The 26,473-nt window shown below is 59.3% G+C and carries 19 protein-coding genes and 1 pseudogene; 12 read left to right on the top strand and 8 right to left on the bottom strand.

Going from position 1 to position 26,473, the window contains the following annotated elements; all coding sequences use genetic code 11:
• Positions 1-6 precede the first annotated feature (6 nt).
• The 10 genes from nodC to IVB07_RS31150 all read left to right on the top strand — a co-directional run bounded on the left by nodC (position 7) and on the right by IVB07_RS31150 (position 13,874).
• Positions 7-1,365, top strand: a complete 1,359-nt coding sequence (gene nodC / locus IVB07_RS31195; protein ID WP_018455476.1) for a chitooligosaccharide synthase NodC — start codon at positions 7-9, stop codon at positions 1,363-1,365.
• A gap of 22 nt (positions 1,366-1,387) precedes the next feature.
• On the top strand, positions 1,388-2,017 hold the full coding sequence (nodS, locus tag IVB07_RS31190) for a nodulation methyltransferase NodS (RefSeq protein ID WP_018455477.1): 630 nt from the start codon (positions 1,388-1,390) through the stop codon (positions 2,015-2,017).
• Positions 2,018-2,028: 11 nt separating this feature from the next.
• A complete protein-coding gene (gene nodU / locus IVB07_RS31185) occupies positions 2,029-3,741 on the top strand; it encodes a nodulation protein NodU (RefSeq protein WP_247442443.1) in 1,713 nt (570 codons plus the stop codon).
• Positions 3,742-3,745: 4 nt separating this feature from the next.
• The gene (gene nodI, locus IVB07_RS31180; protein ID WP_018455479.1) at positions 3,746-4,660 is read left to right on the top strand and encodes a nodulation factor ABC transporter ATP-binding protein NodI; all 915 of its coding nucleotides are present in this window, start codon (positions 3,746-3,748) and stop codon (positions 4,658-4,660) included.
• Positions 4,661-4,663: 3 nt separating this feature from the next.
• Positions 4,664-5,452: an ABC transporter permease gene (locus tag IVB07_RS31175; protein WP_026232959.1), complete on the top strand. Its 789-nt coding sequence runs from the start codon at positions 4,664-4,666 to the stop codon at positions 5,450-5,452.
• Positions 5,453-5,641: 189 nt separating this feature from the next.
• Positions 5,642-7,648 (top strand): carbamoyltransferase, encoded by a 2,007-nt coding sequence (locus IVB07_RS31170; RefSeq protein WP_247363789.1) that lies wholly within the window; start codon positions 5,642-5,644, stop codon positions 7,646-7,648.
• A 198-nt stretch (positions 7,649-7,846) separates the two neighbouring features.
• On the top strand, positions 7,847-8,821 hold the full coding sequence (locus IVB07_RS31165; protein ID WP_026232960.1) for a nodulation protein NodZ: 975 nt from the start codon (positions 7,847-7,849) through the stop codon (positions 8,819-8,821).
• A gap of 917 nt (positions 8,822-9,738) precedes the next feature.
• Positions 9,739-10,575, top strand: coding sequence for an SDR family oxidoreductase (locus IVB07_RS31160; protein WP_026232961.1), 837 nt, complete (start codon positions 9,739-9,741; stop codon positions 10,573-10,575).
• Positions 10,576-10,834: 259 nt separating this feature from the next.
• Positions 10,835-12,595 carry a nif-specific transcriptional activator NifA gene (gene nifA / locus IVB07_RS31155; protein WP_247766833.1) on the top strand — a complete coding sequence of 587 codons (1,761 nt, stop codon included), beginning with the start codon at positions 10,835-10,837 and terminating at the stop codon, positions 12,593-12,595.
• A 412-nt stretch (positions 12,596-13,007) separates the two neighbouring features.
• Entirely contained in the window at positions 13,008-13,874 is an 867-nt protein-coding gene (locus tag IVB07_RS31150) for an electron transfer flavoprotein subunit beta/FixA family protein (protein WP_247289257.1), read from the top strand.
• 175 nt (positions 13,875-14,049) lie between these two features.
• Here the strand turns inward: IVB07_RS31150 and IVB07_RS31145 are convergent, their stop codons facing one another.
• The 8 genes from IVB07_RS31145 to IVB07_RS31110 all read right to left on the bottom strand — a co-directional run bounded on the left by IVB07_RS31145 (position 14,050) and on the right by IVB07_RS31110 (position 25,541).
• Positions 14,050-15,639, bottom strand: coding sequence for an IS66 family transposase (locus IVB07_RS31145; protein WP_247369577.1), 1,590 nt, complete (start codon positions 15,637-15,639; stop codon positions 14,050-14,052).
• 69 nt (positions 15,640-15,708) lie between these two features.
• Positions 15,709-16,062, bottom strand: a complete 354-nt coding sequence (gene tnpB, locus IVB07_RS31140) for an IS66 family insertion sequence element accessory protein TnpB (protein ID WP_007601228.1) — start codon at positions 16,060-16,062, stop codon at positions 15,709-15,711.
• Positions 16,059-16,427, bottom strand: coding sequence for a transposase (locus tag IVB07_RS31135; protein WP_247294210.1), 369 nt, complete (start codon positions 16,425-16,427; stop codon positions 16,059-16,061). The genes tnpB and IVB07_RS31135 overlap by 4 nt, the downstream gene beginning before the upstream one ends.
• A gap of 461 nt (positions 16,428-16,888) precedes the next feature.
• The gene (locus tag IVB07_RS31130) at positions 16,889-18,238 is read right to left on the bottom strand and encodes an MFS transporter (RefSeq protein WP_018455486.1); all 1,350 of its coding nucleotides are present in this window, start codon (positions 18,236-18,238) and stop codon (positions 16,889-16,891) included.
• A gap of 973 nt (positions 18,239-19,211) precedes the next feature.
• Positions 19,212-21,038 (bottom strand): glutamine--fructose-6-phosphate transaminase (isomerizing), encoded by a 1,827-nt coding sequence (gene glmS, locus IVB07_RS31125; RefSeq protein ID WP_018455488.1) that lies wholly within the window; start codon positions 21,036-21,038, stop codon positions 19,212-19,214.
• Positions 21,039-21,257: 219 nt separating this feature from the next.
• Positions 21,258-22,235 carry a GDP-L-fucose synthase gene (locus tag IVB07_RS31120; protein WP_276578204.1) on the bottom strand — a complete coding sequence of 326 codons (978 nt, stop codon included), beginning with the start codon at positions 22,233-22,235 and terminating at the stop codon, positions 21,258-21,260.
• Entirely contained in the window at positions 22,216-23,301 is a 1,086-nt protein-coding gene (gene gmd / locus IVB07_RS31115) for a GDP-mannose 4,6-dehydratase (protein WP_018455490.1), read from the bottom strand. The genes IVB07_RS31120 and gmd overlap by 20 nt, the downstream gene beginning before the upstream one ends.
• Positions 23,302-24,323: 1,022 nt before the next feature.
• Positions 24,324-25,541, bottom strand: a complete 1,218-nt coding sequence (locus IVB07_RS31110) for an IS701 family transposase (RefSeq protein WP_247766832.1) — start codon at positions 25,539-25,541, stop codon at positions 24,324-24,326.
• Positions 25,542-25,655: 114 nt separating this feature from the next.
• Between IVB07_RS31110 and IVB07_RS31105 the strand changes: the two are divergent.
• Positions 25,656-25,967, top strand: a pseudogene (locus tag IVB07_RS31105) (IS5 family transposase); the annotation flags it as partial.
• Entirely contained in the window at positions 25,907-26,416 is a 510-nt protein-coding gene (locus IVB07_RS31100; RefSeq protein WP_245286348.1) for an IS5 family transposase, read from the top strand. The pseudogene IVB07_RS31105 and the gene IVB07_RS31100, both read left to right, overlap by 61 nt.
• Positions 26,417-26,473 lie beyond the last annotated feature (57 nt).

Below are 26,473 nucleotides of genomic sequence, written 5' to 3'. Positions count from 1 at the left end.
AATCACATGAGCCTGCTTGCCACCATCAGCACCGCTGCTGTTGCCTCCTACGCGTTGCTCTCCAGCGTCCATAAGACCGCGCAGGCGCTTTATGCGCTGCGAACCGACGCCTCACTGCCGCCGTACGACCTCGTCGAGAGCGCAGCTCTGCCCAGCGTGGATATCATCGTGCCCTGCTTCAACGAGGATCCGCGCACGCTGGCGGCCTGCCTGAAATCTCTCGCAAGCCAGGATTACCCAGGGCGATTGCAGGTGTATGTGGTCGATGACGGCTCTGCAAATGTCGCTGCAGTGGCCCCGGTCCATGGGAGCTACGCGTATGACCCGAGGTTCACCGTCATTCTGCTGCCAAGTAACGTTGGAAAGCGTAAGGCGCAGATCGCAGCGATACGCCGGTCGTTCGGCGATCTCGTGCTCAACGTCGATTCCGATACGGAAATCGCCAGCGACGTGGTCAGCAAACTCGTACGCAAGATGCAGGATCCAGCCGTCGGCGCGGCCATGGGGCAATTGATGGCCAGCAACCGGAACGACAGCTGGCTGACCCGATTGATCGACATGGAGTACTGGTTGGCTTGCAACGAGGAGCGCGCGGCTCAGACGCGCTTTGGTGCCGTCATGTGCTGCTGCGGGCCGTGTGCCATGTACCGCCGCTCCGCGCTGCTGTTGCTGCTGGACCAGTACGAGACGCAGTTCTTCCGAGGAAAGCCGAGCGACTTCGGTGAGGACCGCCATCTGACGATCCTCATGCTCAAGGCAGGGTTTCGAACCGAGTACGTTCCGGACGCCATCGCCGCCACGGTGGTCCCGGACAGGCTCTTGCCCTATCTGCGGCAACAGCTCCGCTGGGCGCGGAGCACTTACCGCGATACGCTGCTGGGTTTGCACCTGTTGCCCGGCCTGGACCGGTACCTTACGCTCGACGTGCTCGGACAGAACCTCGGGCCGCTGCTGCTCGCCATCTCATCGATTGCCGCGCTCGCTCAGCTCGCGCTCACCGGCACCGTGCCCTGGTGGACCGGTCTGACCATCGTCGCGATGACCATGGTTCGATGCAGCGTGGCGGCCCTTCGTGCCGGCGAGCTTCGATTTATCGGCTTCTCGCTGCACACGCCTATCAACATCTTCCTCCTGCTCCCGATGAAAGCCTATGCGCTCTGTACCTTGAGCAACAGCGACTGGCTCTCGCGCAAAGTAGCGAAATCATCAGACGTCGATGAGTCGAAGGCCTCGATCGAAGACGCGACAAATGGACCAAGCCTTAACCCGGGATCGGAAGCGCCAGGCTCAATTCGCGGGGCAGGTCTTTCGCGCGCTTCCTCGCAGCTGATCGCGTCTGATGGCATTGCCGCCGCGACTGACTGACAGCTTTGTAGGGGATTTAGTGGTGAGCGTGGACAAGACATATCAATCGTTGCAACGGGAGCTGACCAACGATGACCCGTGGCGGCTTGACGACAATCCGTTCGAACGTGAGCGTCACACCCAATTGCTACGACTATCGCTGTCGAACGGCGCCGTCTCAACCGGCCTCGAGATCGGGTGCGCGGCCGGTGCATTCACAGAGAAGCTTGCTCCTCACTGCAAACGGCTCACGGTCATCGATGTTATGCCGCGAGCGATCGGTCGAGCGGTCCAGCGGACCAAGAGGTGGTCGCATATCAGCTGGGCGGCGACCGATATTCTGCAGTTCTCGACCGAAGAGCTGTTCGATCTGATCGTGGTCGCCGAAGTTCTCTACTATCTCGAAGACATGACACGGATGCGTACCGCAATCGACAAGCTGGTGAAGATGCTTGCTCCAGGTGGGCACCTGGTCTTCGGATCTGCACGTGATGCCACCTGCAGGCGATGGGGGCATGTCGCTGGCGCCGAGACAGTCATCACGATGTTGGCTGAAGCGCTCATTGAGGTCGAACGCGTGCAGTGCCAGGGGCAGTCGGCTGACGAAGACTGCTTGTTGGTCCGCTTTCGCAATCCGGAGCGATCTTCGATTTGTTCTAACGGCCGAGCTTGAAAGGACCTACTATGCGCATCTGCGGTATCAAGTTGACGCACGACGGGGCAGTCGCTCTGATCGAGGACGGCCGGGTGGTGTTTTGTGTCGAACAGGAGAAGCTGAACAACAATCCGCGTTATCAAACCATCGACAACCTGGATGCCGTTGTTGACGCCTTGGCGGAGCACGGGCTGGATCCGAGCGATGTTGATCAGTTCGTCATTGATGGCTGGGATGGAGAGTTCGAGTCACAGTTTGAAGTCCTTAGTGGGACGACGACCATCAAGCTCAAGGGCGCGCCGTATGTCGAACGGCAAGGCGATAGCCCCCTGACGTCCCGCGATCGGATCGGCCTCATGCTTGATGGGAAGCTATATCCCTATCAAAGCTATCCCCATGTTACCGGGCACGTAGCATCCGCATACTGCGCCAGCTCGTTTGCCAAATCCGGACAATCTGCTTTCTGCTTGGTGTGGGACGGCTGCATGTTTCCGCGCCTCTACTATGTAGAGCCCCACGGCATCCGGTTCATCGAGTGCCTGTTTCCGGTAATAGGTCACGCCTATGCGACGGCAGGACACCACTTTGGACCTTACAGGCGGGCAGACCGGACCAGCTGGGATCTCGGTATTGCCGGCAAGCTGATGGCCTATATCGCACTGGGATCGCCCGACGAGGATTGTATTAAGACGTTTCATGAACTTTATGAGGCGCACTTTGCCACGGATGCTGAGGGTGCTTGTCCCGAGCTTGAAGAGATCAACAGCTCACAATCGCCACTTGAAGCTCTGCACGACTTCTTCGATGCGTGCGCAATGCGATTGAAGGAAAAACAGGCCCAAGACGTCCTTGCGTCATTTCACGTGTTTCTAGAGCGTCTGCTGGTTCGCACCATTGCTGATGTGGTGGAGCGGCATTCGAATCTTGCGGGGGCGCGTAACCTCTGCATTGCCGGCGGCTGTGGCCTGAATATTAAGTGGAATAGTGCATTTCGTGCGACAGGCCTGTTCGATTTCGTGTGGGTGCCGCCCTTTCCGAACGACAGCGGCTCAGCCATTGGTGCTGCTTGCTCTGCATTGGCGGCACAGCAAGGCTTTAGAGCTCTGGAATGGTCGGTCTACAGCGGACCGGCCGTGCGTCCCAGCGAAGTCCCGCCCGAATGGGAGGGCGCGCCCTGCACTATGGGCCAACTTGCGGCAATCCTCGCTTGCGACAAGCCCGTGGTCTTCCTTGCCGGGCGTGCCGAGCTCGGGCCGCGAGCCTTGGGTGGCAGAAGCATTCTCGCGGCTGCGAGCTGGGAAGGAATGAAAGATCATCTCAACGATGTCAAACTTCGTGAGCATTTCAGGCCGGTAGCGCCGATATGCCTGGAGGATCGTGCCGCGGAGATTTTTAGCCCTGGAATACCCGATCCGTACATGCTGTTCGATCACCAGACGCGACCAGAATGGCGGGACAAAATTCCCGCCGTCGTGCATCTCGATGGATCTGCTCGTCTACAAACCGTTTCTAGAACCTCCCAGCATAAAGTGGCCGAGCTTCTCGTCGAATACGAGAAGCTCACAGCCATTCCGCTGCTTTGCAATACCAGCGCCAATCTGCATGGACGCGGCTTTTTCCCGGATGCTGCCGCCGCGTGCCAGTGGGGACGCGTCGATCACGTATGGTGTGACGGCCTGCTTTGGACAAAAAAGCGCGCAAGCGGGGAAGCGGCGGGAACAACGTCCGTCGCGATGGCGTAAGCAGATGTCAACCGCGGCAGTCGACCTTTTCCAGGTGAGCAAGTTCTACGACGACAGGGTCGTCGTGGACGCTCTTTCGTTTACGGTCTCGCCGGGAGAGTGCTTCGGTCTGCTGGGACCAAACGGCGCGGGTAAAAGCACGCTTGCGCGTTTGATCCTGGGTGTTGCATCGCCCGACGCAGGTAAGATATGCGTGCTCGGCGAGCCAGTGCCGGCGCGGGCGCGCTTGGCGCGCCGGGGGATCGGGGTTGTCCCACAGTTCGATAACCTTGATCTTCAGCTCACGGTGCGCGAAAACTTGCTCGTTTTCGGGCGCTACTTCGCCATGAGCGCGGCTGAGGTGGAAGCGGTCACGCCGTCACTGCTCGAATTCGCACGCCTGGAGAACAAGGCGGACGCGCGAGTCGCCGAACTGTCCGGCGGCATGAAGCGACGCCTGACGTTGGCACGGGCCCTCATTAACGATCCGCAGCTCTTGGTCCTTGATGAGCCGACGACCGGCCTCGATCCGCACGGCCGTCACCTGATTTGGGAACGCTTGCGCTCGTTATTAGGGCGCGGCAAAACGATCCTTCTCACCACCCACTTCATGGAAGAGGCGGAGCGATTGTGCGACCGCCTGTGCGTGCTCGAGCACGGCCGTAAGATCGCCGAAGGTCAGCCTCGCGCGCTGATCGAGCAGCAGATCGGCTGCCAAGTGATCGAGATTTACGGCGGTAACCCGCACGAACTGCTGCCGCTGGTCAGACCCCAAGTGCAGCGCGCTGAGGTGAGCGGGGAGACGCTGTTCTGCTATGTCACGGATCCAGAGCAGGTGCGCCTCCGGCTTGTCAACCGCACGGATCTGCGCTTTCTGCAGCGTCCTCCAAATCTGGAGGATGTGTTCTTGCGGCTAACCGGGCGAGAGATAAAGGACTGAACGATGTGGCAACGTTTTGCGCCGGCGCTCCCTGCTAATCCATGGAACTGGATGGCGGTATGGCGCCGCAATTTTCTGGTTTGGCGGAAAGTTGCTCTGGCATCGGTTCTTGGGAATCTGGCCGAGCCGATGAGCTCTCTGTTCGGTCTCGGTTTTGGCCTTGGAATGATCATAGGTGGAGTTGAGGGCACCTCATACATCTCGTTTCTGGCGGCTGGAATGGTTGCCACAAGCGCGATGGTCTCCGCAACCTTCGAAACGATCTATGCGGCTTACGCTCGCATGCAGACAAATTGCACCTGGGAGGCAGTGCTCTGTACGCCCCTTACGCTCGGCGACATTGTCCTCGGTGAAGTGGCCTGGGCAGCGAGCAAGGCCTTGCTCGCCGGGACCGCGATCACGATTGTGGCCGTCGCGCTGGGTTACGCAGAGTGGTCATCCATTCCCTATGCGTTACCAGCCATCGCCCTCACTGGCGTTACTTTCGCGAGCCTCGCAATGGTCGTTTCAGCACTTGCACCGAGCCACGACTATTTCATCTTCTACCAGTCGCTTATTCTTACGCCCATGATGTATTTAAGCGGGACGATCTTCCCAATGAGCCAGTTGCCCGGTTCATTTCAACGCATCGCAGCCTTATTGCCGCTGAGTCATTCGGTCGATCTCATTCGTCCAACAATGCTTGGTCGACCGGTTGACAGCGTCGGATTGCATGTGGGCGCACTTTGCATCTACGCAGCAGTTCCCTTCCTCGTCTCGGCCGTGCTCCTTCGGCAGCGCCTGATGCGGTGAGAGGAATAAGATCTAAGCGAAGCATCGCGTGTGCGAGATGAGATATCTGGCTTAGCGAATTTCCAATCGCGTGCGACGCTTATATGCGTCTCGTCAGCTAGCGATGCCTGATCGGCCTCGCGCGGCCTACCCCCAAAGCAAGCGATACGAAATAGGCCAACAGGCCTCTCAGGATTAACGGAGAACAAGATGCTGTGTCTAGGATTGAGTGGCGGCCTCGACAGGGTCTATGAAAACCCCCTTGGGCTGCCGGGCACGTTTCTGCACGACGGCGCGGCGGTACTTGTCAAGGACGGGCGCGTGATCGCTGCCGTGGAAGAGGAGCGCCTTAACCGGATCAAACATTCAAACAAGCTCCCGAGCAGTGCGATCGAATACTGTCTTGCAGCCGCGGGTGTGGAGCTTCGCGACGTCGATCGTATTGCGTTCTACGCTACTGAAGCCTATTGCAATGCAATGCTCGAACGGTTGTTCATCTCACAACCGGAAATCTCAATTCCCCTAGATGCGAATCTGCTGCTACGGCACCTTCTAGCCACGGAGTTCGGTACCCAAGTTGATCCTTCCCGGGTGTCATTCGTAGGCCACCATCAGGCCCACGCCGTGAGCGCTCTGGCGATGTCGGGTTTTGAAGATAGCCTGGTCCTCGCGATCGACGGTTGTGGCGACTTCCTGTCGGGTCTCTTGGCTGTCGGGTCAGGCAGCGAAATGACCGAGCTTATGACATTTCCAGAGAATAACTCTCTCGGACTGTTCTATCTGGAGACGATCCGATATCTCGGCTACGGCCTGTTCGACGAGTATAAGGTTATGGGACTGGCTCCTTACGGAGATCCCGCACGCTATCGCGAGCTCTTTTCCCAATTCTATGAGCTCTGCGCAAACGGTGGCTACCGCGTTCACCTCGAACGTATCGGCCCAGCATTGCTGCAAAATATCGAGGTCCGGCGAAAGGGAATGCCGTTCACCCAACAGCATCGAGATGTGAGCGCATCGTTGCAGGAGGCGCTGGAGCGGATCGTGTTTCACATTCTGCGGCATTACCGTGAGTCGACCGGAATGAAACGGTTGTGCCTGGCTGGCGGGGTGGCCCATAACTGCACGCTGAACGGAAAACTCCTGTATTCAGGCCTGTTCGAAGACATCTTCGTGCAGCCGGCTGCGCATGACGCCGGATGCGCATTGGGCGCGGCGCTGATGGTGTCGAACGAGGCCGGGCAGCCTGCGCCCCGCGAGCGGCTACAGGCGGTTTATTGGGGGCCAGATGTCGGCAGCGACGATAGCATCGAAAAGGAACTGAAGGGATGGGCCGGACACCTCGAGTTTGAACGGACCGCTGACGTCGCAACCAGAGCAGCCGAGTGGATGGTTGATGGCGCCGTGATCGGGTGGGTGCAGGGCCGATCGGAGTTCGGCCCTCGTGCGCTCGGCAACCGTAGTATTCTGGCGGACCCGAGGCCCGCGGCGAACAAGGACCGGATCAATGCGATGGTCAAGAAGCGCGAGAGTTATCGACCATTTGCACCATCAGTTCTGGAGGAGGATGCGGGCGCGTTTTTTGAGTTGCCGGATGGTCGCGCAGAATACCCCTTCATGAATTTCGTCGTTCGCGTGCGGGAATCCAAGCGTGCTTTGCTGGGCGCGATCACGCATATCGATGGTACGGCTCGGCTGCAGACGGTTTCCCGCACGAACAATGCCGCCTATTGGGAACTCATCAATGCGTTCAAGAGCCGGACAGGCGTCCCGATTTTGCTTAACACGTCGTTCAACAACAATGCCGAACCGATCGTAGATTCCGTTGCCGATGCGATTACGGCGTTTTTGTCAACCGAGCTGGATGGCCTTGTAATCGGTTCATTCCTCGTCAAAAAGCGGGCGACAACGCTCGAAAGCTGGACTGCACTCGCTGTATCACTGCCGCCCCATGTATCTCTTTACCGGGTTCGCGCTCATGCGGGCCGAGAACGCCAGGAGACAGTCTGCGAGATCCGCATGGGTCACTCCAGCCAGGAGAGCGTGCGCGTCTCGCATGACCTGTTCGACATGCTGATGCAAATTGAGAAGGAAGCTGTTCTTGCCGATCTTCTCGCCAGGGTCACCACTGACAGGACTAGGCGAGAAGCTCTCGTGAACGAACTGCGTGGGCTCTGGGATCTCCGCCGTATACGGCTGCATCCGTCACCGACTGCGTGATTGCAAAAGGTGAGCAATGCGGAAGAGGGCTCTTTGGAGGCCTCTCGTATGACCTCCCAAGCGCGGTGCCGTGGAGGAGGGTTGCGGGTTGATCGCCTTGCGTCCCGGTGACCAGCCGTCCACTGGCGTGGATCGGAATCGCAGATGCTAGGTGCGCCACACAAAGCTGATCTTGCACAACGAGAAGGGTTTGATAACTTGACCAAGGAACGCTTTGTTATTTCTCGGAGGCGTACCGGCTTCGGTGACTGCCTCTGGTCATTGGCGTCGGCCTGGTCGTACGCGCAGCGGACCGGGCGGACGCTCGTCGTTGACTGGCGCGGTTCCTGCTACATCGACCGACCGTTCAGCAACGCCTTTCCGGTGTTCTTCGAGCCGGTTGAGGACATCGCTGGGGTACCGGTGATTTGCGATGACCGGATCAACCAGCTCTCGTTTCCCGGACCGTTCTTCCCGCGGTGGTGGAATAGGCCGTCGATCGACTGCATCAATCGTCCGGATGAGCAGATCTTCCGAGAACGTGACGAACTGACCGAGCTGTTCCAGGCGAGAGAAGATAACGAAGCCAACACCATTGTCTGTGACGCCTGCCTGATGTGGCGTTGTGGCGAGGCAGCCGAACGACTGATCTTTCGGAACATCAAGCTCAGGTCTGAGATTCAAGCGCGGATCGACGCCTTGTATGAGGAACATTTTAGCGGCCATAGCATCATTGGCGTTCATGTTCGGCACGGCAATGGCGAAGATATCATGGAGCATGCGCCGTACTGGGCCGATTCGGAGCTCGCCCTTCGTCAGGTTTGCATGGCAATCCGTAAAGCCAAGGCTTTGCCATATCCAAAGCCTGTAAAGGTCTTCCTGTGCACTGACAGTGCACAGGTGCTCGATCGCCTATCGGGTCTGTTTCCCGATGTCTTCGCCGTACCAAAACGTTTCCAGGCCGATCGGGCAGGGCCGTTGCATAGTGCGGAAATGGGAATTGAAGGTGGAGCTTCGGCTCTCATCGACATGTATCTTCTTGCGCGGTGCGCTACCGTGATCCGCTTTCCCCCCACCAGCGCCTTCACGCGCTATGCCCGTCTGCTCGTGCCACGGATTATTGAATTCGACCAGAGCAATCCGGAGCGCTTGACCCTGATCGATAATCCATACGAGCATTTCGCGGCTTCCTGAAGCGCCAGAATGTGGGCCTGAACAATGACGGGCTAGATCATCGGTCTGATACTGCTGGCTTCGACACGGTCGAGTTTCGTAACGTGTCGCAGGAACGTTGGATGGCGACTTCCGTCCCGCAAGCGACGGCTGACCGGCGCACTACCATGGATGCGGTGCGGTGGGAGGGCGAACGCCTGAGAAGCGTAAGGCGGATGCCAGCGAGGGCCGGCGGTCTTGCCCGGCAACACTTCGGGCCCTCCGGTGCAAGTCGAGTCGCGCGGAAAGCTTACAGTTCTGTCATCCTCCAGCCAAGTCCGCCGTGGCTGGCCAGACGGTGAAAAGCACGGCAATGGCGGTCCGGGTCGCCGAGGAAATCTGACGTAACAGACAGTCACGACAGAATATCCCAGCAGCAAGGAGGCGCGTCCGGTAGATGGATCGCCTTTGCTGGGCAGGGCTTTCGTTTTCTGGACGACGGCCTTTGTTCATGCTCCGCTCGCGGAGTCCTTTCGGACGGAGGTGTGATGAACCGCGCGGCCGGCGGCCCATCGGTATTGCTCAAGAGCCGTATGTGCGGCCGCGCGTAACCAGGCCGAGAGCAACTTGGACGAACCGGCCATTAAATCCTGATCTCCGCCCGCAGCTAATCTATCTCGTCTAGCGCGCATGACCCACAGACCACTCGTGGAGTGGTGACGCAGTCAGCTCGCCATGGAAACCCCAGCCTCTGGCTCGAAGCGTAGCGCACGCAGTGGGCAGCACCCGGGAGCTCGACGACAGCCATTGCTGCGGCGCTGCCGGTGTCGCAAAGCAAACAGGCCAGATGTTCGGAACCTGCCATTTGCGTCGTAAAAGCGCGCCACCTGTGCCCTGCTTCGCTCTGGCCCGGATCCTGCACCAGGTGCACGGGCGAGGGGAGCGGAAGGGAGTCGCGTGTGAATCTAGGTCTACCAGATGACAACGCGGTCGCAGCTAAATCGTCGGAAACGGACCCTCGTGGTCCAATTCACGCCGATGGAGCGGGCCGTCCGCTGCGTGAGCGGAAGACGCTGGTATTGACCGGGGCATCGCGCGGTATCGGTCGCGCCACGGGAAGATTGTTTTCGGAAGCCGGTTGGCGCATCATTTCTTGCGCGCGCCAACCATTCGACGCGGTGCGCTGCCCATGGGACTCAGAGGGGGATAGCTATATCGAAGTCGACCTGAGCGATCATCGGACGCTACCGCGCGTGCTTGCCCAGATAAAGGAGCGCCTTGCCGGCGCACCGCTGCAGGGACTGATAAACAATGCCGGAAACTCACCAAAAACGCCAAACGGTGCCCGGCTCACGTCGCTGGCGACCTCAGTCGATACCTGGATGAGCGTGTTCCACCTCAATCTGGTGGCGCCGATCCTGCTCGCTCAAGGTCTGTTCGATGAGCTAAAAGCGGCGTCAGGCTCGATCGTCAATGTGACTTCGATCGCCGGAGCGCGGGTGCATCCATTTGCAGGCACGGCATATGCCACGTCGAAAGCTGCGCTCGCTTGTCTCACGCGCGAAATGGCGCACGACTACGCCTCACATGGCATTCGCGTCAATGCGATCGCGCCCGGCGAAATCAAGACGGACATTTTGTCGCCTGATACGGAAGCGCATCTTGTGCCAAAGATCCCACTACGCCGGGTGGGTACACCCGAAGAGGTCGCCAAGGTCATTTTCTTCCTATGTTCAGATGCGGCAAGTTATGTCACGGGTGCCGAAGTGCCGATCAATGGCGGGCAACACTTGTGAGTGAATCCGTTCCTGGCGAACCCGACTAACTCAGCTTCATCGATCGAAGCCATGTTGGCCGGGCGAATCCGCGCAGCGAGTTGGAAAGAATAAGCGCAAAATCTAGTCAATGTAAGTGCTGCCGGCGTGCCATGAAGAGCCGTCATCTCTCGCCCCCGGCCTGAGAATTGGATGTCAGATCGAGGCAGGCATGCAACACGAGTCTAACAAGTCCGATCGAGGTGATGGGGAGGATCAAGAAAGGAACGGAGAAGTCACTATGCTGGCCAGCGTTTCCCTGAGCGAAACACCAAACTCAACCTCCGGCGCGGACCCTTCCGCTTCTATTCTGCCGTCGCAAGAGAAATCGCTAAGCACGATCTTTGAAATAGCGCACACGCTCACTGGCCTATCCCGGCTCGAAGCCAAGCTGGCGAGCGTCATCGAGCGGCTGCCATCGCTCGTGCAGATGCGGCGCGGCATCGTATGTCTGTTCGAACATGACGGGCTGCCCGAGATCATCGTAGACGACGGCCGGAGCGAAGGGCGCGACGCGCGTTGCGGGGGGCGCTTGCCGCAAGGAGCAATTGATCAAATTGTGGCGACGGGGCGGCCGCTCATCGTCGAGAACGTAGCGCTGCATTCGATCTTCAGTTTTTCGGAAGTCGAGATGATGCTAGACGCCGCCCGTAATACGTGTGTTGCCTTCATCGGGGTTCCCATAGAGATCGACGAGAAAGTTGTGGGTACGCTGAGCATCGACCGCATCGCAGACAACGGGACGCATGCGCAGCTCGAGGACGACCTCCGCCTGCTGACGATGGTCGCAAGCCTTCTGGGCCAGACGGCAAAGCTGCATTGCACCTTTGTGCGCGACCGCGGGCGGCTTATGGACGAGGAGTTCCGGCTGCAGACGCAGCCTTCGTCCGAGCTCAAGCCTCATGGCCGGGAGCGTAAGAAGGTCCAAGTCGAGGGAATTATCGGCGACAGTCCGGCGCTGCGCGCGATGCTTGAGAAGATCGAGCTGATCGCAAAATCGAATAGCACCGTTCTGTTGCGTGGCGAATCGGGCACCGGCAAAGAGCTGGTCGCGAAGGCTATTCACGAGCGTTCAGCGCGCGCCAAACGCCCCTTTATCAAGCTGAATTGCGCAGCCCTCACCGAGACGGTGCTGGAATCCGAATTGTTCGGTCACGAGAAGGGGGCGTTTACGGGCGCATTCAACGCGCGCAAGGGTCGCTTCGAACTCGCGGACAAGGGAACGTTGTTTCTGGATGAGATTGGCGAGATCTCGGCGTCGTTCCAGGCGAAACTCCTGCGCGTGCTTCAGGAGCAGGAGTTCGAGCGGGTGGGCGGCAATCAGACGATCAAAGTCGACGTCCGCGTGATTGCTGCCACGAACAAGAATCTTGAAGAGGCGGTGGCAAGGAAGGAGTTTCGTGCCGATCTCTATTATCGCATTAGCGTGGTTCCTCTGCTACTGCCGCCGCTGCGCGAAAGACGCACTGATATTCCGCTTCTCGCCGCTCGATTCTTGAAGAACTTCAACAATGAGAACGGCCGTGCTCTGGTCTTCGAGTCAAGTGCGATAGACGTTCTTATGAATTGCGGATTTCCCGGTAATGTCCGTGAGCTGGAGAACTGTGTGCAGCGGACCGCGACCCTGGCGCACGGATCGTCGATCGTAAGAGACGATTTTGCCTGCTGCCACGGGCAATGCCTGTCGGCCACGCTATGGAAGTGCGGGCTGGAGCAAGTGGCACGACAGCCGAGCCCGATAATCTCACTTCCCGCGAGGCTGAGCATGCCGCCGACACAAGCTGTGGCACACGTTCAGCCGGTCGGTAGCGAACTGACGCCGCTAGAGCCACCCGGCCGACCCAACATAGGTGCCGCCAAGGTCACAGATCGCGAGCGCGTAGTCGCCGCGATGGAAACGTCCGGGTGGGTACAGGCCAAGGCGGCGCGCTTGCTTGGACTGACGCCGCGCCAGATTGGCTATGCCTTGAGAAGGCACGGTATCGAGATCAAGCGCTTCTGAATAAAAAGTCGGCTCGCGTCTCTCTCGATCGCCGGGCGCGGTAGGAGAGCGTGCGCAAGAGGCGGTACTCTGGTCCATGAAGCGGATACGAAACCGATGTGCTCTGCTTGGGAGGCCATGCCGGGAGCGTAAGCCATCTTCGCGTCAGCCGCGTGCTGGTCATCGTCTGCTTGCAATGTATTCGCCCTATGAGAAATGATTAGGTGTCGAACCAGCGCAAGATCGCGGCCGGGCCGTTTATGGCGCGACTCAGATGAGAGAGATCACGTCCCGCTTTACGCAGCTCGTCGCAGTCCCAACGGTCTCGCCGTCAATCGCCAGCCGTTGCATTCGTCGCACATCGGCGAAGTGCCTGGGGTGGTATGACAGTTGCTATTCGTGGGGAGCCTGCTCAACATCTTAGGAGAAGCATATGCACAGCATCGTCTGCATCAAACAGGTCCCCGACTCCGCACAAATCCGCGTGCATCCTGTCACGAATACGATCATGCGGCAGGGCGTGCCGACGATCATCAACCCATATGATCTGTTCGCACTGGAAGCTGCGCTCGAGCTACGAGACAAGTTCGGCGGTGAAATCACTGTTCTGACAATGGGGCCGCCGTCGGCCGAAGAATCTCTCCGAAAGGCGCTGACATTTGGTGCCGATCGTGCTGTCCTGCTCACCGATCGTAGTTTCGCAGGCTCTGATACGCTGGCGACGAGTTACGCTCTGGCGTGCGCGATTCGCAATATCGGGAAGGAATATGGCCCACCAGACGTCATATTCACTGGCAAGCAGACTATCGACGGCGATACGGCGCAGGTGGGACCTGGCATTGCAAAGAGGCTCGGGGTCCAGCAGCTTACGTATGTTTCAACAATCAAAGCGTTGGACTTCAAAGCACGCACGATCGATGCGGAACGGCGCTGCGAAGGAGGAGTCCAAGTGCTGCGTTCCAAGCTTCCTTGTCTCGTCAGCATGTTAGAGGCAAGCAATCAAATTCGCCGCGGTGCAATGATCGACGCCTTGCGTGCGGCCCGTGCCTCCGTCGTAAAATGGAGCGCTCAAACTGCCGGCGTGGATGACATGGCCAAATGCGGTCTGAGGGGGTCGCCGACGGTCGTCAAGCGTGTCTTCGCGCCCTCCGCACGAGCGGAGAAGGCGACGTGGGTGGAAGCGGCCGAGCAGCCGGCGCAAGCGTTGATCGACGCCATGTTCAAGCGCAACCCTACGCTCGAGACGGAGCTCGCACAGCTTGCGCGCGGTACCTCATCCGCCCAAACTAGCGGTGCGTGAAGTCGCCGCTGATCGAGCGGAGCCAGCGACGGCCCGGGTCGTGGTCATGCTGGCCCGACGCTCGGCGCACCAGGCACGATTCAAGCTTTTCGACCGCTAGCTGAGAATTGGCGAGCTGCGATACACCTTCTTCCTATGCAATGTCGAGCCGTATCGTAAGCGCTTAGCCGCAACCCTATTGAGGCTGGCTTGACGTTTTGCGGAATCGCCACGGCATGAGGTCTTCGATGCGGCTATGGGGATGGCCGTCGATGATCGTCTCGAGTGTTTCGGCGATGTAGGCGGCCGGGTTGACGTCGTTGAGCTTGCAGGTGGCGACGATCGAGGCGAGCAAGGCCCAGTTTTCGGCTCCGACCTCATGACCGGCGAAGAGCGCATTTTTTCTGGTCAGGCAGACTGGCCGGATGGCGTTCTCGACAGGGTTCGTGTCGAGCTCGAGGCGCCCGTCTTCGAGGAAGCGGGTCAGACCTTGCCAGTGATTGAGCGCGTAGCGGATGTCCTCGGCGAGCGTCGAACCGCTGGAGATCATCGACAGCTGCTTCTCGAACCACATTTTCAAAGCGGCGACGAGAGCCAACGAATGCTCCTTTCGTGCGGCGAGCCGGATGTCCGGCGATGCACCGCGCACCATGGCTTCAATGGCGTAAAGCTGTGCGATGTGCCGAATGGCGGCCTCGGCGATCGGCGATTTGCTATTGCGGGCCAATTTGACGAAGCGTCGGCGCAAGTGGCTCCAGCAATGCACGAGCGTCCAAGGCCCTTGCAGTCGAGCGACTTCGGTCAGTCGATCATAACCGTCATAGGCATCGCATTGCAGGAAGCGTCCGCCAAAGCCATCCAGGAACTGCTCAGCGAAGGCACCGCTGCGACTGGGGGCATATCGGAACAGCACGATCGGCGGACTTGGGCCGCTGTGGCCGCGGTCGTCTGAGGCAATCGCCCAGAAGTAGCCTTTCTTCGTTTGGCCGCGCCCCGGATCGAGTACCGGCGCCTTGGTCTCGTCCATGAACAGCCGATCCGCCATGGCCAGGTGGTGGCGCATGTGTTCCGCGATGGGCTGAAGATGGAAGCAGGCGCGGCCGGACCAGTTGCCCAGTGTCGCCCGATCAAGCCGGATGCCCTGGCGCGCATAGATCTCGGCCTGACGGTAAAATGGCGTATGGTCGCCAAATTTGGAGACGATCACATGCGCGATGGCCGCTTCGGTCGGCAGCCCGCCGGGCACGACGTGCTCCGGTGCGTGCGCCTGCACGACGGGGCCGGAGCAGCGGCGACAGATGTATTTTGGGCGGCGTGTGATCAGCACGCGCCATTGCGCCGGGATCACGTCGAGGCGCTGGCTGACGTCCTCGCCGATCTTCGTCATGGCGCCGCAACCGCACGGGCAAAGCGTACTCGCAGGCTCGATGATCCGTTCCACCCGCGGCAAATGGGCAGGCAGGCAGCCGCGATTGCGATGAGAACCTTGATCCGGCGCGCTCCGCGATCGGCCCTTGATCACAGCCTCGGCTCTCTCCTGCGCCGCGTCCAGGATGCCTTGCGCGATCTCCACGTCTTCCAGCGGCAAGTGATACTGATCTGGCCGCAGCTTCTCGGACGTCGCGCCGAACTTCTCGCGTCGCAATTCGCCGAGAATGACCTCCAACCGACGCCGCGCCTCTTCCGACGTCGCCAGCGCCGCCTGATGTTCGCTCAAGGCCGCCTGCGTTTGCGCCAAAAGCGCTTTCAATTGTTCATTTTCGTCGCGCAGCGCCGCGATGCTCATGCGCTATTTCGAGCACATCGCCGCCGCGCGTGCCACATTCAAAATAGCTTCCGAGTCATTCTGCCGCAGTTATCCAGCCGCCTGGGGACGCCGCGCTTCTTCCGGGCGGACCAACCTCCAATCCAGCCCCTCGAACAGGGCTGCGAACATCGCCGGCGATATCCGTATCACGCCGTCTGCGATCGTTGGCCAAACGAACTTGCAACCTTCAAGACGCTTGTGCACCAACACCAGACCCGTTCGATCCCAGACCAAAATCTTGATCCGGTCCGCTCGTTTCGATCGGAACACGAAGGCTGCGCCGCTGAACGGGTCGAGACGAAGCATCTCCTGCACCTTCGCCGCAAGCCCATCGTGGCCACAGCGGAAGTCGATCGGCCGCGTCGCGATGTAAATCTTCAGATCGGCACCGGCCGCGATCATCGTGACGCTCGCATCGCGCGGATCACACGGGACAGCTGCTCGCCATCTATGGCTGTGTCCGTCCGCAGCACGACATCGCCGATCGCGATCTCGAGCTTGATCGCCGGAACCTGACGCTCCTCCAACGCACCTTCCACGACCAGCGGCGCGAATGTCGGCTGCGATGCCTCGCGCGGCGGCAACATGCCTCGCTGTCGAAACCGCCGCCGCCAATCGTAGATCTGCCAGCGCGTCGCTCCGTGCTTGCGCGCCACCTCGGACACCTGGGCACCGGGTAACAGACTCTCGGCGACGATCCGAGCTCTCTCGGCTTCCGAACGTACGCGGCGCCCCGATGGTCCTTCAAGAACCTCCAGCCGGCTCACCGACCCCCTCGTTGAGCCGTCCAAATGGACGTCCTTTTTGCTGTCCAATCCCATCCCAAACCTCCGTCCAAGCCGGAGGCTTCTTTCGCACGTTCATTCGAATTCTGAAGCAAGGGTATCGGCTTCGCGCTTACGCCGTATCGGGACGAGCCGTCGCTGATGCTGAGTCGGAATGGCTGAGCACTAACGCAACGCTCGATGCGTTGTGTGGTCGAGCGGCGCGACTCGCACTTTTCGGTTAGGTGAAAAACGAGCAGAGCTCGCGCGAGGGAGATACATCCCTCGCGCGAGCTCCACGTGCGCTGCCATGCAAACTTAACGGGCACGTCTTGAGGCTGCATGAATTCCGCAGTGGCCCGCGGCCCGCCGAGTGGCACGCGGACTACCGAGATCACCGCAAGGACCGCCACGCACCCCGCTCAGTTCAGTCTTGGACGTGAAGGTCCCCCGTGGGCGCGCTGCTAACGTGTGGTAAATTGCGCGCTTACGGCCCCGTTAGACCCCTCGGGTCGCGACAGCTTCGCAACTCTGTTGGTGTTTCCTGGATAAATCCTGAGCGCGGCGATAATGCCGAGCAAAGCTGCAAACATCAACCAGAAACCCGGCGAAGCCTTGTCGTCGGTCCGATCGATCAGCCAAGTCGATGCCAGCGGCGTAAAGGTACCAAAGAGAGCTGCGGCGAGTGCGAAGGCTAAAGAAAAGCAGGTTGTGCGAACGTGCTTCGGCACGATTTCGACCAAAGCGCCCAACATGGCGCCGCTGTAGGTGCCAAAATAGAACGAGAACATCATCTCCACTGCCACCATCTTGCCAAAGCTTGGGTCGGTCACAAGCCAGGACAACGCCGGATATACAGTCACCAAGGCAAGGCCGGCAATGGTCAGCAAGACCGGCTTCCGACCGATTCTATCAGAGATCGCGCCGCCAATTGGGTTCCAGATGAAGTTCGTCACGGCGACCAAAAGCGTCACCAAGAGCGTGTTCTGCGAGGACAGCTGCAATACGTGCTTGCCGAACGTAGGCGTGTACACTGTGACGAAATAGAAGGTCGTGGTCGTCAGCATTGCGATCATCATGCCAAGAATGACAATGCGCCAGTTCGCAACTGTGGAGGCAAAGACCTCGCGGGCCGTTGGGTGGGTCTTCATGACCAGAAACTCCGGAGTTTCCTCCAGCGTCCGGCGCAGGAAGAAGATAAGCGGAACGATCAAGCAGCCAAGGAAGAATGGGATCCGCCAGCCCCAGGCGGCAACCATTTCGGCCGGAAGTGCTTCGCTCAAAAAATATCCGATAAGAGCCGCGACAAAGATCGCAACCTGCTGGCTCGAAGACTGAAACGATGTGTAAAAGCCGCGGTTACCCGGGGTGGCAATCTCGGAGAGGTAGACGGAAACGCCGCCAACCTCAACGCCCGCAGAAAAGCCCTGCAACAGCCGTCCGAACAGCACGATCGCGGGTGCGGCAATGCCGATCGTTGCATAGCCGGGACAAAAGGCGATGATGACGGTGCCAATAGCCATAATCGAAAGCGTGATGATCAGGCCTTGCCGACGGCCAATCTGGTCAATATAGGCTCCAAGCACAATCGCGCCAACAGGTCGCATCAACGCCCCCAGCCAGAACACACCGAAGGTGTTAAGCAGTGAAGCGGTTTCGCTTCCTGATGGAAAGAACGCGTTTCCGATGGCACTGGCGTAGAACCCGAACAAGAAGAAGTCGAACTGCTCGAGGAAGTTGCCGCTCGTCGCACGTAAGATGGCGCCAATGCGCTGTTTGGCCTTTGACGCTTGCGCGATGGACGCTGGTGACATGGCGAGTTTCCTCTCGGTTTGAAATGGCCGGTTCTGGAGAAAATCTCACGCCAGCCGAGTGCAGTTTCATGGCCGCGAATCTGCCATAAGGGCACTATCGACCAACCCGTAAGCGCCTGACGTTTCCGGCATATTTTCGGCAATTGCCGCAAACTCGCACAGTTTTTCGGGCGTTATTCCGCTCGCGTCGCAGGAGTGACTCTCAACCTATTGAAACCTCGGGCAATTCTCGGTGGAAAGGTTGTTGTCTGTGGCGTGGCCGAATTCCTCATTGAGCGCACCGACATGCAATGAAAAGCAAGGACGAGATGCATGGGATAGAGCGGCAGGGAAGAGCTGCCGTGAGATGTCTGCTAGAACAGCTCGCGAGCCTGCGATTGGAGCCGAGGTGCGTTAGCATCTCACCCGATGTCCAGCGATTTGGCCTCGAGTTGCTCAAGTTAACCTGAGGTTTACGGAAAAGATTTGGTGAGCGTGCTGGTGATCGAGCCCGTCCGATAGCGCCGATCGCCATGCTCGGGCAAGTGCCACGTTGTCCTTCGAAGCGAGGCGCGCCTCGTACTTCGAGGGGCGCTGCGGTCCTAATGCGGTCCAAAACCCGCGCTGAGGGGGAGGATCACAGCGGGCCTCCTCAGCGATAATGGGCTTAATCGAACAGCTTCATCTGGCTTCCACGTCGTATTAGAAACCTGGATGTTTGTCACGAATTATGACCAGGTCCAAGCAATCGGAATGTCGTGATAAGCCCTGCGCGACTGCTTGCTTGCCGGAGGCAAGGCCACGCCAGCCTCGCAACCTGATTGGCCGTAAATTTTGCACATGAGGCTCGCCTCCGTAAGCGAGGGCTATGAACCGCCGCGAAACCATGCGGTGGCATCGGGCCAGGAGCTGGGCGGCACATCGTAATTCGATGTGACCGAGGCTTGTGCGCATTCGGAATCTGACCACGATGTCCAGGTCGCATCACCTTGCCTTACTCGACAGTTACCGATTTCGCGAGATTTCGGGGTTGGTCGACGTCCGTGCCCATCAGGATGGCCGTGTGGTAGGCCAGAAGCTGCACCGGAATCGCATAAACAATGGACGTGAACGTCGTATCCATCTCCGGCATCACAATCGTCGCGAGTGAATCCATGGATACCTCTGCGGCTCCCCGAGCGTCCGTTATCAAGGTAATCTTGCCGCCGCGTGCGGCGACCTCCTGCATGTTCGAGATGGTCTTTTCGAACACCCGGTCGCAGGGAGCAATGACGATTACGGGAACGCTCTCGTCGATCAAGGCGATCGGGCCGTGCTTGAGCTCTCCGGCCGCATAGCCCTCCGCGTGAATATAGGAGATCTCCTTCAGCTTCAGTGCCCCCTCCAGGGCCAATGGAAACGACGTGCCGCGACCAAGATATAGCACGTCACGCGATTTGGCGATGTCGCGTGCGAGCTTCTCGATCTGCGGCTCGCTGGCAAGCGCCGCGGTAACAAGCCGTGGGATTTCGATCAGCGCTCGCACGAGATCGACCTCGTCGCTATCCGGCAATTCACCGCGCGCCTTGCCAGCAGCGACCGCAAGCGCCGCAAGGACGACCAGCTGGCATGTGAACGCCTTGGTCGAGGCAACGCCGATCTCAGGTCCGGCGAGCGTCTGCAACACTGTCCCGCTTTCGCGCGCAATGGTCGAACTCAGTACGTTCACGACAGAGAGGGTATGCAGGCCTTGCGATTTGGCATAGCGGAGCGCGGCCAGCGTATCGGCCGTCTCGCCGGACTGCGAGATGAAGATAGCAAGATCTCCCTTGCGCATCGGCGCCTCACGATACCGAAATTCGGAGGCGACATCGAGCTCGACCGGAATACGAGCCAGCCGCTCGAACCAGTACTTGCCGACATGGCCGGCGTAGCCTGCCGTACCGCAAGCCGTGATCGAGATATGTCCGATCTCGTTGAAGTCGAACGGAAGCTCCTGCGGCAGTGCCACGCTCTCGGTGGCGATATCGACGTAACGCGCCAGCGTCTGCCCGATCACCTCTGGCTGTTCGTGGATTTCCTTCGCCATGAAGTGGCGGTAGTTTGCTTTGTCGACGAGAACCGACGACGCGCCAGATTTCATCACCTCCCGGCGGACAACTGTGCCTTGTGCGTCGTAGACCACGCTGAAGTTGCGGTTGAGCACAGCCCAATCGCCGTCCTCAAGGTAGGTGATCAAGCCGGTAAGGGGCGCGAGCGCGATAGCATCCGATCCGAGATACATTTCGCCTTCTCCATGTCCGATCGCGAGTGGTGAGCCCTTGCGCGCACCGATCATGAGGTCGTGTTGACCCTTGAACAGGATTGCAAGCGCAAACGCGCCGATTAGCCGCGGCAGCGACGCTTTTACTGCCTCCTGCGGCGAGCAGCCATCTTTCAGATAAAAGTCGATGAGATGCGTCACCACCTCGGTGTCTGTTTCAGAGGCGAAACAGGCGCCATGCTGTTTTAGCTCCGCTCGCAGCTCGCGGAAGTTCTCAATTATGCCGTTATGGACGACTGCAACATTGTCCGTTGCATGGGGATGAGCATTGTGCTCCGTCGGCTTGCCGTGAGTAGCCCAGCGCGTGTGCCCAATCCCGACATGGCCTGAGAGCGGATGGCAGCGAACGCGTGTCTCAAGGTTCCTCAGCTTGCCCTCGGCGCGTCGAAGCTCGATATGGTTTCCTTTGAGCGTTCCGATGCCCGCTGAGTCATAGCCACGATATTCCAGTCGCTTCAGTGAATCGATCAGACGATCCGCCACCGGACCGCGCCCCAAGATGCCGACAATTCCGCACATTTAGTCAGTTTACCTCAAGTTCAAAACAGAGCGTCCCGCAAGGCGCGCCTGACCAATTCGCTCGCTTTAGTTATCCGCCAGTCTAGCCGTGCCTGCCCTCCATCGGGCACGCGGCACCCGGAGGTGCTCGAACTCCAAGAAAACGTGGAGCCCTGTCGAATTCGCCGGGAGATTCCTAAAGCAACTGTCTGGCAATCGCACAATGAGCGCCGTCAGCAGTTAGCAGCTGCATGAGGCTCTCGTTTTGTCCGATGTACCCGATACGGCCAAGAAGGCCCGGTAGGTCTGGCGCATTCCATCTACAAGCCATGTCCTCGCGCGCCAGCCGAGGCTTGCGAGACGGCTGACGTCGAGCAGCTTGCGCGGAGTGCCATCGGGGCGCGACGTGTCGAAGGCAATCTCGCCGCTGTAGCCAACGACCTCGGCGACGACACGGGCGAACTCGGCGATGGTGATGTCCTCGCCTGTGCCGATATTGATCAGCTCCGGTCCCGAATAGCTCTTCATCAGGTGCACGCAGGCATCCGCCATGTCGTCAACATAAAGGAACTCGCGCCGTGGCGTGCCGGTGCCCCACACGGCGACACTCTTTGCGCCCGCGACCTTCGCCTCGTGGAAGCGGCGGATCAGCGCGGCAACGACATGGCTCAATTCGGGATGATAATTGTCGCCGGGGCCGTAGAGATTGGTGGGCATCACGCTGATGAAGTCGCTGCCATACTGGCCGCGATAGGCTTCCGCCATCTTGATGCCGGCGATCTTGGCGATCGCATAGGGCTCGTTGGTCGGCTCCAGCGGGCCTGATAGCACCGAGACCTCGCGCAGCGGCTGTGGGGCTAGCTTCGGATAGATGCAGGACGAGCCCAAAAACATCAGCTTTTCGGCGCCGTTTTGATGCGCGGCCTGGATCACGTTCGCAGCAATCGTGATGTTGTGGTAGATGAACTCGGCCCGCAGCGTGTCGTTGGCGACGATGCCGCCGACTTTTGCGGCGGCGAGGAAGATCACCTGCGGCCGCGTTTTCGCGAACCATTCGAACACGGCCGTCTGGTTGCAGAGATCGACCTCGCGCCGGTCGACCGTGACGAGCTGCACGTCCTCCCGCGCGAGCCGGCGCGCAATCGCGCTGCCGACCATACCGCGATGGCCGGCGACGTAGACGCTTTTGCCGTTCAGCTCAAACGGTGCGCTTGCCATGGGCCGCCTCCCGTTTTGCTTCCGCCAGATCGCTTGCCATCATCTCCTCGACGAGCTGGGCGAACGTGTGCTTCGGCTTCCAGCCGAGCACCTGATGCGCCTTGCTGGCGTCGCCGACGAGGAGATCGACCTCGGTGGGGCGGAAATAGGTCGGATCGATCTTCACCACCGTCTTGCCGCTCGTCTCATCGACGCCGGTCTCCTCGACCCCTGCTCCACGCCATGCAATGCGGCGGCCGAGCTGGGCGAACGATAGCTCGACCATCTCGCGCACCGAGTGCATCTCGCCGGTGGCGAGCACGAAATCGTCGGGCTTGTCGGCTTGCAGGATCTTGTGCATGCCCTCGACGTAATCGCGCGCGTGGCCCCAGTCGCGCTTGGCTTCGAGATTGCCGAGATAGAGCGTCTCCTCCAGCGCGACCTCGATACGGGCGACAGCGCGCGTGATCTTGCGGGTCACAAATGTCTCGCCGCGGATCGGGCTCTCGTGGTTGAACAGGATGCCGTTGCTGGCGAACATGCCATAGGCTTCGCGGTAGTTCACCGTGATCCAGTAGCCGTAGAGTTTTGCCACGCCGTAGGGCGAGCGCGGATAGAACGGCGTGGTCTCCTTCTGCGGGATCTCCCGGACGAGGCCGTAGAGCTCGGAGGTCGAGGCCTGGTAGAACCGCGTCTCCTTCACCATGCCGAGGATGCGAATCGCTTCCAGCAGCCGCAGCACGCCGATCCCATCGGCATTGGCGGTGTATTCGGGACTCTCGAAGCTGACCGCGACGTGGCTTTGGGCGGCCAGATTGTAGATCTCGGTCGGCCGGATCTGCTGCACCAGCTGGATCAGATTGGTCGAGTCCGTCATGTCGCCGTAGTGCATCAGGAACGGCACGTCCCCGAGATGCGGGTCCTGGTAGAGATGGTCGACCCGCGCAGTGTTGAACGAGGACGAGCGCCGCTTGATGCCGTGCACGACATAGCCGAGCGACAGCAGATATTCGGCCAGATAGGCGCCGTCCTGTCCAGTCACGCCGGTGATTAGAGCGACCCGCCGTTTGCTCTCTTGGTTTGACAAATCGTTGCTCTGCGCAGGCTAATGTCGGTCCCCGATCGACGACGTCAATCGCGTCTGGCCTCTTCGAAATGCGGAAGCGTCACGCTCTCGAACGGCCGAGTTCTGGATTCTGTATAGGCATTGCATCAAGCGCTCAACTGTACGGAGGTAACCTTCCACATCGAAAGGGTTTTGAAGGACTATACGAAAGTTTGTAGTCCGGAAGATTCCGTTCGGCCTTCGTCAGGCGTTTCTCGGCGTGGGCGCGACCAATGAAATTGCGGCGCGGATGGGAGGTAAGCAGACCCGTTTGGCCGAGAAGCGTTCCACTCCGTTCGTGGTCAACTCGCACGTTGAGCCAGCGAGTTTCCCTCATTTCGTGTCCTTGCCTATGAGTTTTCCAATCTTGCTGTTCATCCAGTGCAACCGCGAGCAAGCCGGCCAAACAAAGCATTGAAATTCGTTCTCTGTCGCGCAGTACTTATCATCGTCGATCATTTCTGGACAATCAAGTTGGTGATCTGGCAAGCAAAAGTGAAGGCGCGCATACTGCCTCCGTGCTGTTTGAGTTCACAGAAAAACGCTGGATGAATGAGGCCAGTGCTATATGGGACCTCAAGGGGGTTATCGCGACGATTAGTGTGCCCTGCGCCCCCGAAGGGCGAATTCAGTAGCGAAAGGCATCTGGCGGTTCATTGCTCGCGAGTGGCCAAGGAATCAACAACAATGGTGCGTTTAGCGGGCGGACGATATGGCTCACAAGGTCAGTGCTCGGTTCGGCGACCATTCCGCCGGGGGTGTTTTCCGCGCTCGCAAGCATGTCTTCGGGCCGGCCGTAGTATGACCAGGCAAAGCCCGCTTGTGGGTGAATTAGCATTACAGTTGGCTTTTTGCTTTGAAATGCGCGCGCTGAGCGATCGCTTGGTGAGCTCTGCGCCAGAGTGACCATGCGATGATGTGCGCGGGTTGGATCCGCTTTCGAGCGAGCCTGACGGCGATGCGCCGGACTTCCTGGATTGACCATCGGATCAACGACGGCGTGGCTATGCTTTGGTTTTTGCTGTGGTTCGACGTTTGGTTTTTTTTGGCGGCGGCGGATTGGCATGATGTCGGATCACCGCCATCATGGCGAAGGCGAGCATCACCATAGACACGTGGCGATGCCAGCCATGCCAGGATCTGCTCTCGTTGTGATCGAGCCCGAATTCGTTTTTCGCGGTTTCAAAGCTGTCCTCGATCGCCCACCGATGGCCTTCGACCGCGACCAGCGTTTCGATGGATGTTCCCGCTGGACACCAGGTGGTGAAGAAGGCGAGATCGCCATCGGCGATACGACGACGGATCAGCAGACCGCGTGTCCAAACGCCAGGATTTTCGTCGTTTGATTCTCCGACCAGATCGGCCAGTTCGAGATAACACCAATCATGCAGCCGTGGTCCTTTGGTTCCGTCCCCTGCCGACAGGCGTTTCCAGTCGGACGAACGCCGCGTCGAGGCGATGTCCGCGGCGGCGCCAGAGACTGATCGCCGCTTGCCCCAGGAATGAAATACATGAGCGCTGCTGACCCCGAGTACATAGCCTTTGCCTGCGCGACGTAGTTGCTGTTCGATATCGCCAACGCCGTAGACTGTATCACCCGCAACCCACTTGAATGGGACAGACGTGGCTATCGCGCGTGCGATCATGCTCGTCGCAAGCTTTGGTTTGGTCGCAAAGCCGACATCGGCACGCACATATGCGGTTTCCAGACGATCCGGATCGTCGGTCCATTCCTTCGGAAGATACAGCGCGCGATCGATGAACGCATGACCGTGGCGCGACACGTAGGCGGCGAAGACGCCGATCTGGCAGTTCGTGATCTTGCCGGCGGAACCAGTGTATTGCCGCGCCACCCCGCAAGACGCCTTGCCTTGCTTGAGAAAGCCGGTCTCGTCGATCACGAGCACCGCATCGTCATCCGCCAAATGCTCGATGACATAATCGCGCACGATATCGCGCAGACCATCAGCATCCCAATCCCTGCGACCCAGGATCGCCTGTTGCCGCCAAGGACCGGGATCGCCAGCTGCCTCCGCGCGCATCCAACCAGTCTTGCGTTGCTCATCTCCGAGCAGACCTTCCAGAAACAAGCCTGCATTCCTCGCAACACGATCTTGATTGAACAACGGACGTATCCGTTTCTTGATCTCACGAAGCGACGCCGCCCACAGCGCAAGCGTCTCTTCAATCGACGCTGCCTGCGTCCATGATCTTCGAATCATGGTTGCCCATGGATTCAGAAATCCTCAGAAAGGGCAACTGTAATGTTAGGGTCTGTACCTAATTAGCGAGTTCTGATTCCCTGGTGCCAAGTTGATTCGGCACGGGGGACTTCGATGCGCAAAGGACTGTTCTGGCTCAACGACAAGCAGTGGGCTCAGATAGAGCCGCATCTGCCAACAAACCAGACCGGCCCGGCGCGCCAAGACGATCGACGCATTATCAGCGGTATCATTCACATGCTCCAGTGCGGCGCACGCTGGCGCGATTGCCCGTCCGACTATGGCCCTTACACGACGATCTACAATCGGTTCAATCGCTGGGCTAAGCGCGGACATTGGCAGGCGATCTTTGAAGCGCTCGCCCGCTGCGGCAAGGACCGAGCGGCTTTGTCGATCGACTCCACCTCGATCAAAGCGCATCGCTCGGCGAGCGGCGGAAAAGGGGGGAGTGTGAACAGGCGATCGGCCGCTCGCGCGGTGGGCGGACCACGAAAATCCACGCGCTGAGCGACCCTGATTGCAAACCTTGCGCATTTCATCTCACTCCGGGACAAGCCGCAGACATTGCCGCAGGGCCGGCCCTTTTGAAGCTCGCGCCGCCCATGTCTTCCCTCATTGGGGACAAAGGCTACGATGGCGACGGCTTTCGCGCCGAAATCGTCAATCGCGGCGCGAAACCCGTCATTCCAAACAAATCCAACCGGGTAACCCTCCACAGCTTCAGCAAGCGCCTCTATAAAGGGCGCAATGTTATCGAGCGCTGTTTCTGCCGGCTCAAGGATTTCAGGCGTGTTGCTACTCGCTACGACAAACTTGCCAGAAACTTCTTGGCCGCCGTCCACCTCGCCGCTCTCGTCGCTTATTGGATCAATTGAGTCTGAACCCTAACATTACAGTTGCTTTTGTTGCGGGCTTCTGAATCCATGGGCAAC

This window comes from Bradyrhizobium sp. 172, assembly GCF_023101065.1.
Taxonomy (GTDB): Bacteria; Pseudomonadota; Alphaproteobacteria; order Rhizobiales; family Xanthobacteraceae; genus Bradyrhizobium; species Bradyrhizobium canariense_D.
Note: the sequence above shows the minus strand (reverse complement) of the source record. Positions and strands in the feature narration are given on the sequence as shown.

What these genes read in the sequence shown, in the direction of transcription:
- nodC (WP_018455476.1), top strand. Translation starts at nt 7, where the DNA reads ATGAGCCTGCTTGCCACCATCAGCACCGCTGCTGTTGCCTCCTACGCG.
- nodU (WP_247442443.1), top strand. Translation starts at nt 2,029, where the DNA reads ATGCGCATCTGCGGTATCAAGTTGACGCACGACGGGGCAGTCGCTCTG.
- nodI (WP_018455479.1), top strand. Translation starts at nt 3,746, where the DNA reads ATGTCAACCGCGGCAGTCGACCTTTTCCAGGTGAGCAAGTTCTACGAC.
- IVB07_RS31175 (WP_026232959.1), top strand. Translation starts at nt 4,664, where the DNA reads ATGTGGCAACGTTTTGCGCCGGCGCTCCCTGCTAATCCATGGAACTGG.
- IVB07_RS31170 (WP_247363789.1), top strand. Translation starts at nt 5,642, where the DNA reads ATGCTGTGTCTAGGATTGAGTGGCGGCCTCGACAGGGTCTATGAAAAC.
- nifA (WP_247766833.1), top strand. Translation starts at nt 10,835, where the DNA reads ATGCTGGCCAGCGTTTCCCTGAGCGAAACACCAAACTCAACCTCCGGC.
- IVB07_RS31150 (WP_247289257.1), top strand. Translation starts at nt 13,008, where the DNA reads ATGCACAGCATCGTCTGCATCAAACAGGTCCCCGACTCCGCACAAATC.
- IVB07_RS31145 (WP_247369577.1), bottom strand. Translation starts at nt 15,639, where the DNA reads ATGAGCATCGCGGCGCTGCGCGACGAAAATGAACAATTGAAAGCGCTT.
- tnpB (WP_007601228.1), bottom strand. Translation starts at nt 16,062, where the DNA reads ATGATCGCGGCCGGTGCCGATCTGAAGATTTACATCGCGACGCGGCCG.
- IVB07_RS31130 (WP_018455486.1), bottom strand. Translation starts at nt 18,238, where the DNA reads ATGTCACCAGCGTCCATCGCGCAAGCGTCAAAGGCCAAACAGCGCATT.
- glmS (WP_018455488.1), bottom strand. Translation starts at nt 21,038, where the DNA reads ATGTGCGGAATTGTCGGCATCTTGGGGCGCGGTCCGGTGGCGGATCGT.
- IVB07_RS31120 (WP_276578204.1), bottom strand. Translation starts at nt 22,235, where the DNA reads ATGGCAAGCGCACCGTTTGAGCTGAACGGCAAAAGCGTCTACGTCGCC.
- IVB07_RS31110 (WP_247766832.1), bottom strand. Translation starts at nt 25,541, where the DNA reads ATGATTCGAAGATCATGGACGCAGGCAGCGTCGATTGAAGAGACGCTT.